This is a genomic window from Paenibacillus alba (assembly GCF_013204855.1).
Classification (GTDB): Bacteria; Bacillota; Bacilli; order Paenibacillales; family NBRC-103111; genus Paenibacillus_E; species Paenibacillus_E alba.
This window is the reverse complement of the sequence record NZ_JABMKZ010000058.1, coordinates 15,824-35,436: the sequence shown is the minus strand read 5'-3', so window position 1 is coordinate 35,436 and position 19,613 is coordinate 15,824. Positions and strand designations below refer to the sequence as shown.

Genomic DNA, 19,613 nt, shown 5'->3' with positions numbered 1-19,613 from the left:
TCCGTTTCTTTCAATACCACCTTTGCTCCGTTTTCCTCTAATTCCTTGATTCTTTCTCGAACACTTGCTTTATTCGGGGTTCGACTGCTTAATATCAATACGGGTTTTTTCACCTTACGAGCGATCTCTTTCGCAAATATTAATCCAAGTCCACCTGTTCCGCCGGTTATGACGTACACACCGTTGTCTTTCCACGGTATCGCTCCTTGATCCTCCTCTGCACTGATTTCGTTTAAGCGGGATACATAACGGATACCATCTTGATAGCGCACCTGATTTTCTACGCTATTCCGATTTTCTTTTACTACCTCTGTCATGCTCTCCTTACGATCCACTTCGATTAATTGGGCTGTTAAGCTCGGATTCTCCAATTGCGCCGTTTTCAACAGTCCCGATAAACCTGCAGCAAGTTTCTCCGCATTACTAAACACAAACTGCAGCAGTATCTTTTCCCGGCTGTTTTCCCGGGCTATCGATTTTATAATTTCGAAGGTTTCCTCCGCATATGCAGTAAACCGCTCTTCAACATTTATTGAACTGGCTTTTAATACACGACAGTCTGCGTGGGGGATTTCGGCTTGCATATCCCCCACCACACTTTCCAGTTCTTGGCTTAATAGAACAATTTGCCGGTCATAAATAATATTCTCTTCATGCTCCGTAACGTTATGCTCTATCCAAACAGGCTGGAGCAATAGCGTTTCTGAACTCTGCTGCAGTTCTTCCTTCTTAATTCTATCCTCCAGCTCCCTGGTGGAAATCCCTCTTATTTGTACACCGACATTTCCTTCATCATCCAATAGGTCGATATCAAATTTCCTCATTTTATCTTCTTCAGAGCTGCCCTCACTATATCGAATGTATGCCCATTTCATAGAAGCGGTTTCCCGGAAAATCCTTATATTCTGCAACAGAAATGGGACTGAAGGCTTCGGAGTCCCCGAACTGTTGATCATGCTGAATAAGGTTTGGAATGCCGCGTCCAACATGCTAGGGTGCAAATAATAAGCATTGGTGACGCTCGAATCGTTAACTGGTAATTTCAGTTCCGCCAAAGCCATGTTATTTCCTAGCCATACTGTCGTTATTCCTTGGAAGGAAGGGCCATATTCGATTCCAATCTCTTTGAATGCCTTATAATACTCGTCCGCAGAAACAACTTTCTGCTTCGAGCACTCCTTTTTTATTTCCTCCATGTCCATCGCTGGACTTAGGTGATCCTCCATGAGGATCGCTTGGCCTTGAGCCAGCACTTGATTCGTTTGGTTATCGGATTCCTGATTCACTTCAAAGCGAATTCCCCCCTCTTGCTCAGGGTACAGCGATAGGCTTACTCTTTCCGGTTGATCATTCACTACAAGGGGGTGTTTCCATATGATTTTCTTAAGTTCAATCCTTTGATTGCCCGTTATACATGTTGAATACGCGACTGCTGCACGTACCATTTCGATATATACGGCTCCTGGCAAAACCTTTTGTCCGTTTATCCTATGATCCAATAAAAAAAACTCCTGACCCGTGAGGGCAGAAGTAAACCGCTGCTCCATAAAATTCAAATTGTTCGAATTTAGTAGCGGATGGATGATTGTAGGCTGAATTGTTGAACTAGTGTTACTCTCATTTGGTATCCAACATAAAACTCTTTCAAAAGAATAGGTAGGCAAACTGATTCTATTCGGAGTCAATCCGTTATAAAGATTTTCCCATTTTACGTTATTACCACTCACCCAATATTCACAAATCTTATCATAACTATCGATTAGATAATTAATCGTTAATTCTTTGTCAATCATCCTTTCAATTTTTCCAATAAATAAATCCGGTATTTCCTGATGCCCATTTATAAAGCTTTGTAGTTTTTCTTTCAATTTTTCCAATGATTCCACAATTATTGCTAAGCGATATTTCATCGCATTACGACCAATTTGTAGTGTATATGCCATATCAACCAGATCAAGATTTGAAAATTTATCTCTATGAATAGCGTCTACTAATTTTTCTGCATTTTTCTTTAAACTCCATTTACTTTTGGCTGATAGCACAATAATAACCGGCTTCATTTGAACACTACTATTGGGTTGTTCCGGGACGTGCTTCATATATTCCTCTATGATCAAATGTGTATTTGTTCCACCCGCACCAAAACTACTAATACCTGCCCTACGTGGTTGCACTTCCCCCTCAATGACAGGTCTCTCCCAATTTCGAAGTTCATGATTCAGCATAAAGGGTGTATCGGCAAGATTGATTTCTGGATTGACTACTCGAGAATGTAAAGTGGGCGCAATTTTCCCATAACGCATCTGATTCAATACTTTTGTAATACCTGCGACACCTGCCGCGGCTTCACAATGACCAATATTTGATTTTACTGAACCTATCCAACAATACTGTTTTTGATCCGTAAATTCTTCAAAAGCATTCTTAAGCCCCTGAATTTCAATAGGATCGCCTAGCTTTGTCCCCGTACCATGAGCCTCAATATAAGTAATGCTTTTTGGATCAATTTGGGATTCAACTATTGCTTTTGAAATAACATCACTTTGAGACTTTATATTGGGAACTGTATAACCGCCCGATCTTCCCCCATGATTAATTGCAGCTCCTTTAATAACTGCATATATGTGATCTTTATCCCGTATTGCATCCTCTAATCTTTTTAAAAATAATACGCCTACACCTTCACCCGGTATATATCCATCCCCATCCTCACCAAAACTAGCGCAACGCCCCTTTGGAGAGATGAAATGTCTTTGACTCAACATCAAATACTTACTGGGGTGAAGCGATAAGTTAACGCCACCTATAAGGGCTGCATCAATTTGCTTTCCCTTCAAAGCCTGACATGCTAAATAAACTGCGGACATGGAGCTAGAACACATGGTATCTACAACCATACTTGGTCCAGAAAAATCAAAGAAATAAGAAACCCTGGTTGCGATAGAAGATGCTGCTCCACCAATTCCAATCCTATTTCCATCAATTGTTGACTCCGCAGCCAACAAAGGGTATTCGTGATGCATAACCCCTACATATACACCAACTTGGGATCGAATAGCAGAATCAGAACCAAGCATTTCTTTCGTATATCCAGCATCCTCCAATGCCATCCAGCAGTGTTCCAAATATAGCCGTTCCTGCGGATCCATTAATTCTGCTTCACGTTGTGAAATGTTAAAGAATCGAGAATCAAATCGATCTACATCCTCAATAAATCCTCCCCATTTACTATGTATCCTACCTACTTCGGATAAATCCGAAGTAAATAAGCCTTCCCAATTCCAACGTTCCTTGGGGATCTCGGATATACAATTTTTCCCTGAAGCAAGTTTCAGCCAGAAATCTTCTATATCATAAGCCATCGGATATCTACCGGAGACTCCAACGATAGCAATATCTAACGGCATTTCTGCACCTTGTTCCACCTCCATTTTTTCCCTCTTAATCTGCAACGAAGATAGAGGAAAAGAGGCATTTTCAAGTTTTTGCGGATTGGTTGCCTCTTTAAGAGATGCATTAATTATTTCTGCAAGAATAACGCCATCTTGATTGGTTATTAAAGCGTCAAATGAATGGAAATCAGGCTTCTCAAAACGTGATTTCTTAATTATGTACACATTGTTGGATAATTTATTATAGATTTTTATCTTCTCTATCGTAAATGGCACATAAATGCTATCCTTGGTTTCAAACTTGAGATCATTATTCATTAAGAAACAGGCATTTAATAGTAAAGGGTCGAATGAGAAATCAACCTGATCCCCTTTCTTTTCTTTCCATTCTAAACAAGCATGGCTAATAGTAGTTAATTTGTCATACTGATAGGCCGATTTAATAACCTCTAACATCGGGCCTATCTTAAAGTTGTTAAAAGCTTCATACCACCTTATAACGGCATCATTATTTAATGGTTTTGATTGTTCGATTAATCCTTTTATGTTTAACCTTTCAACACTTTCATTAATGGCACCGATATATTCTCCGGAGCAGCAGGTTTTTAAATTGGCAGGGTTATCTACAAAAAAATGGGTTTTAAAAGTAGCGCGATTGTTTTTTTCCTCAAACTCCACCTTAACAGTGGCAGTTTCGTTATCTTCCAACGTTACGGGGCCACCCTGAAAAATAATATTTCTTAGTTCAAGGGGCCAGGAAATTTCGCTTTGCGCTAATAAACTTTCGATTGCCAAACATGGGTGAGTGACTCCCATTAAGGCCGGTTGACCATAAACCAAATGATCATGTAAAAATCTTTCGTTTCCATAAAACATATATTGATTCATGATTGATCTTGGCTTTGCCGATATTGGCTCTTCTTCATCCTTTTTTTGCATCATCTCAAGAACCCTACAATCAAGCAAATTGTCTAAATAACCTACTAATTCTTTCAAATTACTATATTCGAATAATAATGTGGGACTTAGTGATAATTGTAATGTATCTTCCAAATCATTTACTAGTCTCAATAACTGCTGTGATTCCAACCCAGATTCAAAAAATCCCGCATCCAATTCAATTTGATAAGCTAGCTCATCCATGTATTTTGACAATACTTTTCTAATAATGCCCTCACAGCCGATTTCCGTTTCATCGTTTGCTATTTCATTAAACCCGAAATCTGGAGTATGGTTTTCAACATCGCTGTCTGTAGTAAAATGATTGATATCCCTTACTTTTTTGGCGGTCATTTTTTTCAGCGTTCCAACTTTTATCCCTTTTGAATTATAAAGCTCCATGTCCATGGTCAGTATATCATTAGCTTGGCTTAGGGATGAATGTTCAATAATCGCATAACAATTTGTTTTTAAAGCTTTTGAACATGAAAATGACTCAAAATATAGCGGCAAAAAGAGGTCCGTATTATCATTGGATCCAATCCTACTTTCAATTTCCCCCCATGCCATAGCAGCTCCATCTAGGAGTGTCGGACTGAAAATAAACCCTTCTGCTTCAACCAAAAATTCATCATCCATCTTAACTTCCACTAAACAATTTTGATCAGTAATATAAACTTTTCCACGTGCTTTGATGATCCCTTGATGAACCAGTCCTTTTTTTTGGGCACTGTTATATACCTCATTTAAATCAACGACTTTATTAGTGTTATTCTTCAAATGAAAGAGATCCTTTTGTCCCTCAACAGACACATGTTTAGGATGAAATTCTGCTTTAATATAAGTCTTAAGAATGCCTTCGTTAGCTTCCAATCCGTTCTCTACACCTGTTATCTTTACCTTCCAATGATGGTTGGATTGTTTAAATACAACTTTAAGATGAACTGATGACTTCTCATCGATCAGCATTGGATTATAAATTGTTAAATGGTTTAAACTATGGGTATAGTATTCTATTCCGATAACTTCCCGTGCCAATTGATAGAGCAAGTCAATATAGGCTAATCCCGGGAGTACACTATTTCCATACACCGTATGGTTCCCAATTATAGGATGTTCCTTCGTAAAACTTAGATTAATTATTTTTTCCATAGATATCTCCCCATATGTTTTTTTTCCTAGGGAATATTCCGAAATTCTCTTTAATCTTTCCAAAGTCTGTCTCTTCAGCAGCGGTATTAACAGTCGTCTTTTCCATGAATGAGACGATTTGCTTTGCTTCAAGTTGACAAAGATTAATTTTTTCCAGAGTGGGTACTTGCTTCGGAAAATATCTCCTTATGTAACTGCCCTCCGGGATAAATTCACTTATTATCGCATGACAATTCGTACCCCCATCAGGAAAAGAGTTTAACGCAGCAATTCTTTTCTTTCCTTCGTCAACTTCCCAAGGAATAGTTTCTCTATTAAAGGTGATTCGCGATGTTGAAAAGTTATAATAATCAAATGGTTCTACAGCTGATATAAAGGGGGGGATCTTCTTGTAATACACACTTAAAATACATCTAATTAAACCAGCTATACTGGATGAAAGCAGTAAATGGCCAATGTTGGGTTTAACAGATCCAAGATAGCACTTTGGCAATCCATTATTCTGTAATTTATACACTTCATTAAGGGACTTTATTTCGGCTGTATCTCCAAAATGAGTTCCTCCTCCATTCACTTCAATGTATCGAACATCTTCAAGATCTACACCTGACATTGAAAGTGCTTGGGACATCACTTGCTGTTGTGCTTTCATATTGGGGGAACCTGGTCCTAATGTTCGTCCATCATTGTTAACCGAAACGGCCTTTATTACCCCATAGATGTGGTTACCATCTTTAATTGCATCTTCCAGACGCTTTAGGATAAGTACACCGGTACCCTCGCCTAAAACTTCACCATTAGAACGTTTATCAAAAATATGGAATTCGCCGTTACTACTTAAAATATCTCGAGCCGAAAATAAGTCATGTGCAAACGAGTCCTTAATGACATTTGTTGTACCTGTTAGCGCCATACTAATCCGCTTTTCGCGTAAGGCATCTGAAGCTATCTGAAAAGCGGTTAGACCTGAAGAACAAGCTGAATCAATCACAAAGCTGGGGCCGGCAAAATTAAAAAATCTTGAGATGTTAGTCGCCATATAATTTTGTCCTGCCCCTAATATTGGATTATTAGCTTTCAGTACTTCTTCCTGATTGTTCATTTGATGTCGGCCACCGATATACACACCAACACTTTGACCAGAAAGCTCACCTTTGTCGTACCCAGCATCAAAAAATGCTTTCAGGCTTTCCTCAAGGACAATTCGTGCTTGTGGGTCCATGACACGCGCATCTTCTTCCTTTATACCAAAATACTTTGCATCGAACCAATCGATATCATCAATCCACCCAGCGTATACGTCTTGGATATCGCCGGTCTTCCGTCGACTATCATGCATTGATTGAATCGCACGTTTTCCCGCGCATAGCAATTCCCAATATTCTTCTTTAGTAGATGAACCAGGAAAACGGCAAGACAATCCTACTATTGCGATATCATTATTAATAGTGTTTTCCGCATTTTGAAATTGGTCGTTTGGCTTTATTGGCATTCCAACTGGAATCTCATCCTGTTTTGTACTTGAAGAAACTTGCAATGTAATTTCTTTTGCACCTTCAAAATTTGCAATTTGATCAACATGATTTGACAAGAAATACTTAACCAATTGGCTTAAAGTGTTATATTCAATAAGTATTGTAGGTTCTAATGTGATATTTAGTTTTTCACTCATAGTTTGAATCAGCTGAGCTATTATAATAGAGTCGATTCCATAATCATCAAAAGTTTTGTCATCCTCTATTTGATCCGGTCTCAACTTCAACTCGGAGACAAATATGTTACTAATCCAGCTTTCTACTATTGATTTTTCTGGAAATGATTTACGAAGTTTGGGTTCTTGTATTTTAGGGATTCCTTCCGAAGAATATGGTCGTGCCGGTTTATTCTTCAGGAAGTGCCCGTAATCCGTCTTGTCTATTTCCACTATGCAAGGTAAGCTTACTGCGTTTGTACTCCCAATAATCCAGTCAACAAATGACAAACCATCTTTGGTTGATAGAGACAAGATCCCTGTGTTTTCATAGATGCTTGACTGATGCTTATCGGCTGCCATCCCTACTTCTCCCCAAGCCGGCCATTGAATAGATCTAAAGGAAGTTTTTCCATGGCTGGCTTGATGCATTGCATAATAATCCATGTATGCATTCGCCATAGTATACTCACTCTGACCGGAAGCCAGTGCCAAGATTGTGCTTGAAAGTGAAGAACACATGACAAAAAAGCTTAATGGTTCCTTTATTAAAGCTTGATGTAAATTTACGAGCCCCAAAATTTTGGGTTGACATACATCTGCAATATCAGTGGTTTTTTTCTTTATGAAAGCAGGATTTTCACCTACTATTCCCGCACAATGAAAAACACCGCTTATATGTCCGATCTCTTTCCCTATTTCATCTATCATTTTTTCTAAGTTATTCAGATCGGATAAAGACGTAGAATAATAACGAATCCGGGTACCACAATTCACTAAGTGTTGCAAATTTTTTATTCTGTAAACGATCTGAGACGATGTATCATTGTGTTCAATAATTCTCTTCCATTCCGATTGGGGAGGTAATTCCTGTACGCCCATAATAATAAGATTTTTGACCCCTTGTGATACTAATTGTTCGGCAATGGAAAAACCTATACCACGGGAGCCTCCCGTAATTAAGATAACATCATTATCTGTATATCTTCTTCTGAAATGTAGATCCGTATCATTGAGCTTTGTTACTTTCAAGCTCGGCTTATATCGAACACCTTCACGATAGCAAAATTCTGTATACTCATGAACAGTACCAGATAGAAACTCCGATTCGATTAGCTTGCTTAAAGGGTCGATTGAATGTATTGAATAATCCGTATCCATTGTTACCGAAGTTATCTGTCTATACTCCGTTTCCAACATTCTATAAAGTCCTGCAAGACGAGCCCCTTGTAAGGTCGTTTCCGGCACCATAAAACTATTTAGCCGATACGTCACCTGTAAAATTTTGAAACCGCAATTTCTCTCATGCTCAATAAATTCTTGGATAAGCTTGATTTTTCCGCTTTCAATCCATAGAGATTGCTCATATTTTTCGTCAAATGCCGCAATATCGATAATTCCCATGAATTCGTGATCTTTTAATAAATGACTAATCTGCTGAAACAGGAGTTTTCCAGCAGATTCTGAGTAGTAGTCGCATGGCAGATAAGCGGGCAAATCGCAATCCCCATGAATAACATGAATTAACTTGACTGAAGTCATTTTCTCAAACAACTTCCTTGCTAACTCTTTTGTATTTGCTGTGCCTAAGATAACAACAATTCCTTTTGCTTCCTCTTTCATGATGTCCAAATGACAAGGGACCCAGTTTTTGGTTAATATTAACTTCCTATTTTCGTCTTCTCCCGATTCATTATCAATAATCATGTCTAGATGATTGGACTTTTGCAAAAGATCTGTTCGTGGCGCCCAATATCGCTCTTGTGCAAAAGGATAAGTGGGTAAACTTATTTTCAGAGGTTTCGTTTCCCCATATAACTTATTCCAATCAAAACTAAGACCCTTTGACCATAAATTTAAAAGCTTTGAATATTTACCGCGAAGAATCCACTTATTAATTCCTTCCATTAATTCTTCATCCGATATAAATAAATCTAAAGTTTCTTTATTTTTTCTAATTTGTCCTCTGTACATTTCTTCGCTTTCTACGTTTCCTGCAATGAAGCTACTCAACATTTTCTCAAGTTCATTGTGCGACTTTACAACAAACGCTAGACGTTCTTCCATAGCCTCGCGCCCAACTTGAAGTGTATACGCAATGTCTAATAATGATTGATCGTTATCTTCTCGAATATATTCGAATAATTGCTGTGCCCTTCTTTTGAGCTGTTCGTCTGTCCTTGCTGACAGCACAATAATTATTGGAATATTTCTAAATTTCTTTTCAACGGTCTTCCTAGGAATGAATTCTTCGAGAATGATATGAGCGTTTGACCCTCCCGCCCCAAAAGATGAAACTCCTGCAAGCCTAGGATATTCTTTCATTTCCCCTTCAATATTTAATACAGGCCTGTTCCAATCTGCAAGTTTTTGTTGAACAACAAAAGGAGACCTTTCGAAATCGATATTAGGATTAAGCGTTTCCGAATGTAGAGAAGGTACAAGCTTCTGGTATTTCATCTGCAATAATACCTTTGTCATGGCTGCTATGCCTGCTGCCCCTTCACAATGACCAATATTTGACTTTACCGACCCAATTGAGCAATAATGCTTATCTTCTGTATATTGAGTAAAGGCTTTCGACAATCCTATTATTTCTATAGGATCTCCTAATTTCGTACCAGTGCCGTGGGCTTCAATATAACTTATAGTCCTAGGGTGCACGTTTGCCCGCTTTAAAGTCCGGCTAATCAAAGATGCCTGAGAATTGGGGTTCGGTACAGTATATCCGTTGGTTTTGCCCCCATGATTAATTGAGGTTCCCTTAATGATTCCGTAAATCTGATCCCCATCCGCAATAGCCTTTGCCAAAGGTTTAAGCAGAATCGCTCCTACTCCTTCTCCCGGGACATATCCATCTCCACCCTCTCCGAAACTCTCACATCTCCCATTACTGGAGGCAAATTTCCCTTGAGAAAGGAAAAGATACTTATTTGGATGAATGGAAACGTTTACTCCTCCTGCAATGGCTAGTTCACAGTCTCCCATTTTCATACTCTGATAGGCTAAATGAATCGCTGTTAATGAAGATGAACACATTGTATCAACAGCAATGCTTGGCCCATTAAAATTACAGAAATACGAGACCCTGTTGGCAATTGAGGAGGGGCTTCCCCAAAGTGAAATAGATCTACCCTGTATTTGTTCCTGGGCTCCATAAAGTTGATATTCTTCATACATAACACCTACAAAAACGCCTACATTTCCGCCAATCTCCTTACTAGTCAATACTTCTCTAGTGTACCCGGAATCTTCTAGAACTTCATAAGAACACTCTAAGAAGAGGCGTTCTTGGGGATCCATTATCTCTGCTTCTTTTGGTGTGATATTAAAGAAAAGGGGATCAAAATAATCAACCCCTTCAATAAACCCTCCCCACTTACTGTAAATTTTCCCTGACTTCGTCTTATTGGAATCGTAATACATTTTATAATCCCAACGATGCTCAGGAATTTCAGTTATGCAATCTCTTCCTTCTTTTAAAATCTCCCAAAATTCTTTGATATTTTGTGCCTGGGGATATCGACCTGCTACTCCAATTATTGCTATATCAAAATCGTTTTCACTTTCTTCAGACTGGAAAATGGAGTAATTTCCATCAATTTTATTTCCTTGACGTTTGATATTTGATTCTACCATTAATTCTGGAGCAGAAATTGCTGTATTCTCTCGAATCATTCCTTTTGGAACAATATCCAGAAGTTCCTTAAGTTTAGATCCATGGGAACTCATCAAATAATCTGTCAATTGATTTATCTTCTGATATTCAAAAAATAATGTCTTTGACAAAGGTCCTACATCTTTCTCAAATTCATTTACCAACTGCATGGCTAAAATCGAATCCATCCCGTATTTATCCATATCCATATGTGCTTCAATTTTACTTTTGGGCAATTTCGTAACCGACGATATAACTCCCTTTATATAATCAATTACTCTCTCCTTAAAGAAGAGATCTTCTTTATTGCTTTCACATTTTTGAATTTCGTTCGTCTGTTCAGGATAAAACAATTTACTTAGTTCTGTTTTATTTTTATTAAGCAAATACAATAACAAATTTCGGAGGTTCTTTAACTCGTAGATCGTTGCTGCGTTAACGTGAATGTTAAAATTCTCGTTTATAGTATCCACAAATTCACTTATTAAAATAGGGTCGAAACCCATTTCAACTAAATCGGCTTTTATATCTACATCTATTTCTTTAACCTTTATAATTTTTGATACTGTCTTAACAAGATAGGATTCACCAATATTTAATAATTCCTCATCAAAAGCAGTCCTGCCTGGTTGTTGTGATAGCAACTTCTGTCTAATTTCATTAGCTATACCTTCGATTACAAACACTTGATCCTTTCCTGTTGCCAAGCTTTGATAAAGGGCTTGGATACCTGTCTCAGTTTCCAGAGGAATCATACCAATTTGGTTTCTTAAAGCCTTTTCAATCTCTTTATGAACATGCATACCGCCTTCGTGCCATAATGGCCAATTAATTGAAATTGTTCGACCATAACATTCATTCAAAGCAACACATTGATTACGATATGTTGCATATTCATTCATGTAAGCATTTCCTGCAATATAATCAATTTGTCCAGGATTACCTAGCACAACTGAAATGGATGAAAATAAAACAAACACATCAAGTTTAATATTTCTTGTTGCAATATCCAGATTAGTCAGTCCTGTTACCTTCGGTTCCAGAACTTCCAAAAATTCACTTCTGGTCTTTTTGATAATATAATTATCTTTAATAATCCCTGCGCTATGAATAATACCATTAAGTTGTCCGTAATTTTCCAATAAACTCTGTACGATATGAACAACCTGATCTAATTGTGTTACGTCAACTTGCCTATATTCAATAATGGCATTAGTTACAGAACACTCTTCTTCAAGGAGTGCTACCTTTTTCCTATCAATTTCCGATCTTCCAATCAAAATAATCTTCGCATTTTTTGATCGCTTTATGATTTCCTTGGCAAAAATTAGTCCTAAGCCTCCACTACCACCACTAATTAGATAAACGCCTTCATCCTTCCATGGAATAGTAATTCCTGTTGTGCTTATTTCTTCCCACGACGCAATCAATTTTTCATCATTATGGTACTTCACATGAACAGATTCTTGAATAATACTATTATCATTCATTTTTTCTATTATTCCGGTTGCATCATCATTTGACGCAACTTCAATTAATTGGCCGGTCAGTTTTGGGTTTTCTGAATGGGCTGTTTTTAACATCCCATATAATGCGTGTAATAGACACTGATCTGCATTGGATTTAATGACAACTTGTACTAACACAGGTTCCTTTGGATTAGTATTAAGAATAGTCTTGATATCTTCAAATAATTTTGCAGCATATTGTGTGAATACCTCTGAAAGTCTTTCATTGATAAAACTATAGTTTTTGACAATAACCTTATTTAAACTTGGTTTAATTTCCTGCAAAATATAATCACTAAAATCGCAAAAAAATACATGATGGTTTTTGTGATCCCATGTATCATTTTCCCGTACAATACTTAAAGGACTTGGAGTAAATTTGGGATAAAACATTAACAGCTGGGTATTTGCATTTTCGTTCAATTCCAACTGGTTAGACAAAAGCTTTTTCACCATAACCTCTCTCATTTTTACGCATAAATTTCCGTCTTTATCATAAATGTCAATATTAAATCTCCTTACTTTATCTCCTGAAGCAATCCCACAATGTTGGATTAATGCCCAAACTTCGTTTGAACATTCGGAATAAAGCTCCAGACTACCTAATGAAAAAATGATTGCTTTCTCTAATACGTCCACGTTTTGGTTTTGATCATAATCTGACATCAACAATAACGTAGCCTGAAGAGAAGAATCCAATAGACTCGGATGAAGAACATATTGATCTTTCGTATTAGCAATTGATGATGGTACCGCAAGTTTCGCCAATATCTGACCTTTGCGAATATAAATCGAAACTATTCCTCGATGTCCCAAACCGTAATCGATGCCTATGCGCCTAAAAGAATCATAAAGAATATCCGGACTTAACCCGCAAAAGAAAAATTGATTCGGCATCACGTTCAAATCTATAGAATCCCTTGTGTTCTTGACCTCCAAAAATGCTATTCCTTTACAGTGAATTACTTTCTTTTCATTTATAGTGGATTGACTGTATATTTTGAAAGAGATATGATTGTTCTCTTCTTGCAGAAGACCAATATATAGAGTTACCGCTTCTGATTCCACAACGAAGGACTCGATCCAAGTTACATCTCTGATTTGAATTTGGGTTAAACTCCCTTTAACTCTACCCAGAGCCTGTTCAATGGATACCCGTACCATTTCAAGATAAGCGGCCCCAGGCAATAAGTGCTTTGAATTAATGCAATGATCTTTAAAGAAAAATTCTTCCCCGGAAAATGTTGACATAAATCTAAGTTCCGTAAAATCAGAACTATTTTGTTGAACAAGTGGATGAATCATTTCTACTTCTCTAAAACATGCAGTAGTAGGATTCAGCACTTCTTTGCTTTGAACCCAGTAGCTCTCTGTAGAAAAGGGGTACTTTGGTAAAGATATTTTTTTATAATCACCACTTCTAAACAATTGATCAAATTCCAACTCGTATCCCTTTATATAGAAATCAGCTAATGCAGTGATTTGTTCCAAATAAGGGAGGTGATCAAAATCAATCTTTTTATCATTAATCTGCTGGGCCTCAAAACGACCTAGTTTTTCTTGCTCTTCATAAGAGTCATATTCATTTTCAAACCAATCATTTAAAGAACATTTAAGTTCGAATATATTGCTTACAATAAATGCAATCCGAGAACGATGATGCTTTCTTCCTAATAATAAGGTGTGGCTGATATCCCCAATATTTACATCAGGATTTATTTCACAATACTTCAAGAGTTGTTCAGCTATTGTTATAAGCTGTTTTCTCGAACGCGCCGATAGTGCGATCAGATATTTAGACTTGCTTTCAATATTTCTTTTTAATTCTGGGGCTTCTTCAATAACGATATGTGCGTTCGTTCCACTTGCTCCAAATGAACTAACTACAGCGCAACGTTTCAGACCATTTTCAACTTTCCAATCAACTAGTTTCCTATTTACATAAAACGGGCTTCCCTCAAATTGAATATTTTGATTTCCTGATAAGAAATTAAGCGAAGGAGGTATTTTTTTATGCTTTAATGATAATAACACTTTGGTCAATCCAGCAATTCCAGCAGTAATTTGAGTATGCCCAATATTTGTTTTTATAGATCCTATTGCGCAGAACTCTTCTTTATCCGTATACTTTCTAAAGGCTCTGGTTAATGCATTAAACTCAATGGGATCACCTAACTTCGTGCCTGTTCCATGTGCTTCAACCATTTGTATATGAGCTGGATTTATATGATAACCCTCATAGACGGTTTGCAATAATCTTTCCTGTGAAACTGCACTTGGGGCTGTAATTCCGTTAGTCGTACCATCTTGATTTATACCCGACCCTTTAATTACACCATAAATGTTATCTCCATCCGCAACCGCATCACTTAAGCGTTTTAATATTACTGCTCCTGCTCCCTCTCCCGGGACAAATCCATCTGCACGGTCATCAAACGTATAACAATGGCCGGTCGAAGACAGCATACCCGCTTTACCAGCAGAGTAAAGAAAAGCAGGCGTACTTTGAACAAATACGCCTCCCGCCAAAGCCATTTCAGATTCGCGTGCCCATAGGCTTAAACATGCATGATGAATCGCCACAAGCGAACTGGAACAAGCAGTATCAATTGAAACTGCAGCACCCTGCAGGTTCAAATAATAAGCAATTCTTGATGGTATAATAGAGGCCATATTCCCCCAAAAGGCTTGTGCCGGTGCATCCTGGTCAAACAACTGATGATAATCACCGTTTGTACATCCTACATATACACTACAATTAGACCCTTCTATACTCTTTCCGGCATATCCGGCATCCTCTAACGCTTTCCATGCTTCTTCCAAAAACAGTCGTTGTTGCGGATCCATATATGTTGCTTCAATCCCTGAAATATTAAAAAACATGGGGTCAAATGAGTCAATATTTTCGAGAAGCCCACCTTTAATACCATGTTGTGGATTGTTCGGGGAAACGGTAGTATTCCATCGATCAATCTCTGAAATTAACTCTCCGCCAATCTCCAGCTGTTCCCATAATTCATCAACGTTTTTTGCTTTTGAAAAACGTCCGCTTACACCGATTATTGCAATAGGTTCTTTTCCAAAAGAATCATTCGATTTTGGGGTTAATTTTTCAATATTGATATTGGTTTTATCATGGATTTCCCCATCTAATCCATTTATAAATTTACCTATATTTAAAATATTCCCTTTGTTGTTTAACTGGAAGGAGATGTTGTTTTTGTATTGTTTGCCTATGTACCTTGACAGTTGATGAATTGATGTATAGTCAAATAAAATAGTTGTATCTAATGGAATCGATAAAGATTGATTCAATTTCTTTACTATATTGATCCCAACTATAGAGTCTACTCCATAATCAGCAAAAGATTTATTTGGATCAATCATATCGATACTCATATTCAGTGATTCGGACAATATATCTAAAATTACCGTTGAGATATGATGGATGATGAATATTTCCGAATCCGTATCATTAGTACTTTCTAATCTGTTGTCATAATCGTTTTCTTTCAAAAATAATGGATGCTCTGAATAACTCTCATTCGATTTCGATACCAGTTGAACAGCCTTATTATTAGTCGCATAAATAATCTGTTGACCCAGTACATGAGCTTCATATGCAGGAAACTGAATATAATGAAAGCCTAAATCCCCCAACACTTCACTCCATTTTTCTGAGGATAATGCCGGACACCCTGCCATACGTAGTGAATGATCCTTAAATCGCCACCAACCTTCTAAGAGTCCAAAAGTCATATGTAAGAAAAGAGAATTTTTACTAATTTCGTTTAATAAGAGAATTCCACCTTCACGTAAATAGGACTTCACATTTTGAAGCGCTAACATAATATCAGATGTTGCATGCAGGACATTAGCTGCTATCACAATATCAAAATTCCCGTTAACTTGACCAATGGATGACACTGTTTCAATATTCAAAAGATCGTAAGTAAGATAGGGGAATGTTGGTCCATAGTTTTCTTCAGCATATATTAAAAAGGCTTTTGAGATATCCGTATAATAATATTCTTCAATATCATTTTGATATGGTATCAGTTTATTAAAAATAAACTTACTCGTTCCACCTGTTCCAGCCCCAATCTCCATAATTCTAACTGTCGCATTATGGTCCCCTTTTTTCTTTTCAAGGATATATTCAATCACATGATCTGCCAATATCCCATTAAAAAAATCAGCGACAATATTGTCTTTGTAAACTCCCTCCACAAGACTGAGCGATGAATTGGGAAACATGATTTCCGTTGCTGGGACTTTTCCCATTATAATTTGTGGTAATCCTTTGATTGTTTCCTCAACCAAAGTAACCTGTGCTCTCATACTAGATTCAATTATCCAACTCCGCTTTAATTCTTTCCATTCACTCCATAAATCCCTCATATTTATGTGAATAGGATTTATTATTGAATATTTCCCTTCCTCACAACGAAGTATTTGATGTCTTGTCAATATTTCCAGACTTTCCCTTAACCATTTCCTATAAAATGTACCGGTTTGGAGCAGATCTTCACAAAATATTAAATCATCGTTAAATATCCCCATGGAATCCAACTGTCCGTATAACATTTTCACAAGAATGGGTTCCATGCTCTTGACTTGCAAACCGCCTTTTTCAGTCAACCGCTTAAGATCAATTACGGATCCCATTTTGGTTACTGACTGAACTCCCGCATTTTGTTCTTCAATTTTATGTTTTTGATACATCTTTGGTAACCAATAGTGTTCACCAATGAACGAATACGTTGGTAAAGGAACCCGACAGCATATATTGTTTTTGAACAAGTCCTTCCATGGAATATTAATTCCATCGTTGTATGCTTGTACTAATTGGGTAAGTGCCTTATTATATTCTTCTTTAGATAGATTGCCTTCATCTTCTGCCAATACTTCCAAAATAGTATTGATCTGCCGGCTGCCATTGGCCTGATCTTTGTTTACGTTTCTTTTGTTATCTCCTGTATTAACAAGCTCTTTAACACTTGTTTGAACTAGTATTTTATTGAGTTCTTCTAGATCAGAAACAATTAGAGCAATACGATATGGAAAATGATTGCGGCCTGTTAATAGGGAATACGAAATATCTTTAATGGAGTAGTGATGTGATTCGTTTGTTAACCAATTGCTCATCTTGGCTATCATTTGTTCAAGTGCTTTAATTGTCTTTGCAGAAAACGCAAAAACGTAATACGGCTTTAAATCACCCATCTCATCGTCAGCTCTTACCGGAGGTTGTTCTATGATCATGTGGCAATTCGTACCGCCAGAGCCTAATGCATTTATACCAGCCCTAAGTGGTGCGCCGTTACCGTCCCAATCGATCATTTTTTTATTTATATGAAATGCACTATTTTCAAGATCAATAAGTTCATTAACTTCTTTTATCCCCTTAATGGCTGGTATTTTCTTATATTTCATGGATAACAATACTTTAAATACACTTGCCATGCCTGATGCCAGCGTACTGTGACCAAAATTTGCTTTACTACTTCCTATTGCGCAAAAATTTCTTTTATTAGTAAATATATCAAATATTTCGGTTAAAGCCTTTACTTCCATCGAGTCCCCTAGTTTCGTTCCAGTACCATGTGCTTCAATCAGACTGATCGTTTCCGGGTGAATATTAACTTTATTATATGTTTCATAAAGTAATGCTTTTTGGGAAAGTACACTAGGCGAAGTAATCCCATTCGTTTTGCCATCATGATTAATATTAGACCCTTTAATAACCCCATAAATATGGTCACCGTCACTAATTGCGGTATTTAAAGATTTTAATATGACTGCGCCAACACCCTCACCTAATACCATCCCATTCGCGCGATTATCAAAAGGAAAACATTGCCCCTCTGGGGATAACATACCAGTATTTGATGTTAGTATCATAAAATCAGGTGAACTGTTAACAAACACTCCGCCCGCTAAAGCAATTTCTGATTCTCCGCTATTTATGCTCGTACAAGCTAAGTGGATGGCAACCAGTGAGGAGGAACATGCTGTATCTATTACAAGACTAACCCCTTTTAAATTTAAAAAATATGAGATTCTCGATGAAAGCATCGAATTCTCGGTTCCGATAAATAACCGGCTATCTATATCGTTGTCCATCAATACTTTCTCTTTATAGTTCGATGCCCTTGCACCAACGAAAACACCAATGTTTCTTCCATTCAAACAATCCGCAGAGTATCCCGCATCCTCAAAAGCTTTATATGATTCTTCTAAAAACAATCTTTGCTGTGGGTCCATTCTTTCAGCTTCTTCAGGGGAAATGTTAAAAAATGCAGCATCGAATTTGTCAATATTATTTAGCATTCCACCCCATTTACTTATAGATTTATTTTTTTTCATTGGGTCGGGATGGTAATATTGGTTTTCGTCCCACCCTTCCCGCATAATTTCACCGATACTCCCGGCCCCGGGCTGAAGATAGTCCCAAAATTGATCAATGGATTCCGCACCTGCAAATTTCCCCGACATTCCAATAATTGCTATATCCGTACTTTTAGGTTTTTCAGCTGTATATGTAGTATGAACTTTCTCTATTGAGGATTGTGTTACATGTTCATCGATACTTTTTGCTTGTAAGGATTTGTATTCGGTCTCGATAAGTCCAATCAATTGTGAAATACTTCCACACTCAAACAATACTTCAATACCTAGTTTAATCTTAAGTACTTCATTGATATATTCAATAACTTCAACCGCTAAAATAGAATTTATTCCCATATTCAACAAATTAATGTCACTATTTAAAGGGAGTTCCATTTTTTGGCCTGTTTTAGTTTCAATGATCTCTTTGAGTACAATTTCGACATACTCTCTTGTTTCAATATCCTTTGTTTCGCAGAACGCTTCCTTATTTTCGTCGGCCCACTTTGGGGGAACTTGAAGATTATTAGCTATATATAAAACTAGATCATCAACATTTTGAAAATCAAATAATGCCTCAACTCCTAATTCTGTACCTATTGTCTCATTAAGTTTTTCTATTAATTCAACAGCCAAAATTGAGCTAATCCCCTGCTCAAGGAGGCTTTTTTCAAACATTATATTTTTTATATTATTACCTGACACTTCAGATACTGCCTCTGTAAATAACTTCTTTATTTCCATAGTATCTATCTTCACAATTCTTCCACCTTCCAATTACATCCTATGTAGTTTGAAATAACCTTGGTAATTCAAGGCCAGTGCGACCAAAAACTTGGCACAACACAATAAAAGGCAGATCGCTGACAAATTTCGTGTTATAT

The 19,613-nt window shown here is 37.2% G+C and carries 2 protein-coding genes; both read right to left on the bottom strand.

The window, feature by feature from the left end; genetic code table 11:
• Nucleotides 1-5,483 (bottom strand): beta-ketoacyl synthase N-terminal-like domain-containing protein (locus HQN90_RS36035; RefSeq protein ID WP_173227654.1); only part of this gene is annotated, 5,483 nt, incomplete at its 3' end.
• Nucleotides 5,467-19,488: an SDR family NAD(P)-dependent oxidoreductase gene (locus HQN90_RS36030; RefSeq protein ID WP_173227653.1), complete on the bottom strand. Its 14,022-nt coding sequence runs from the start codon at nt 19,486-19,488 to the stop codon at nt 5,467-5,469. The genes HQN90_RS36035 and HQN90_RS36030, both read right to left, overlap by 17 nt.
• Nucleotides 19,489-19,613 lie beyond the last annotated feature (125 nt).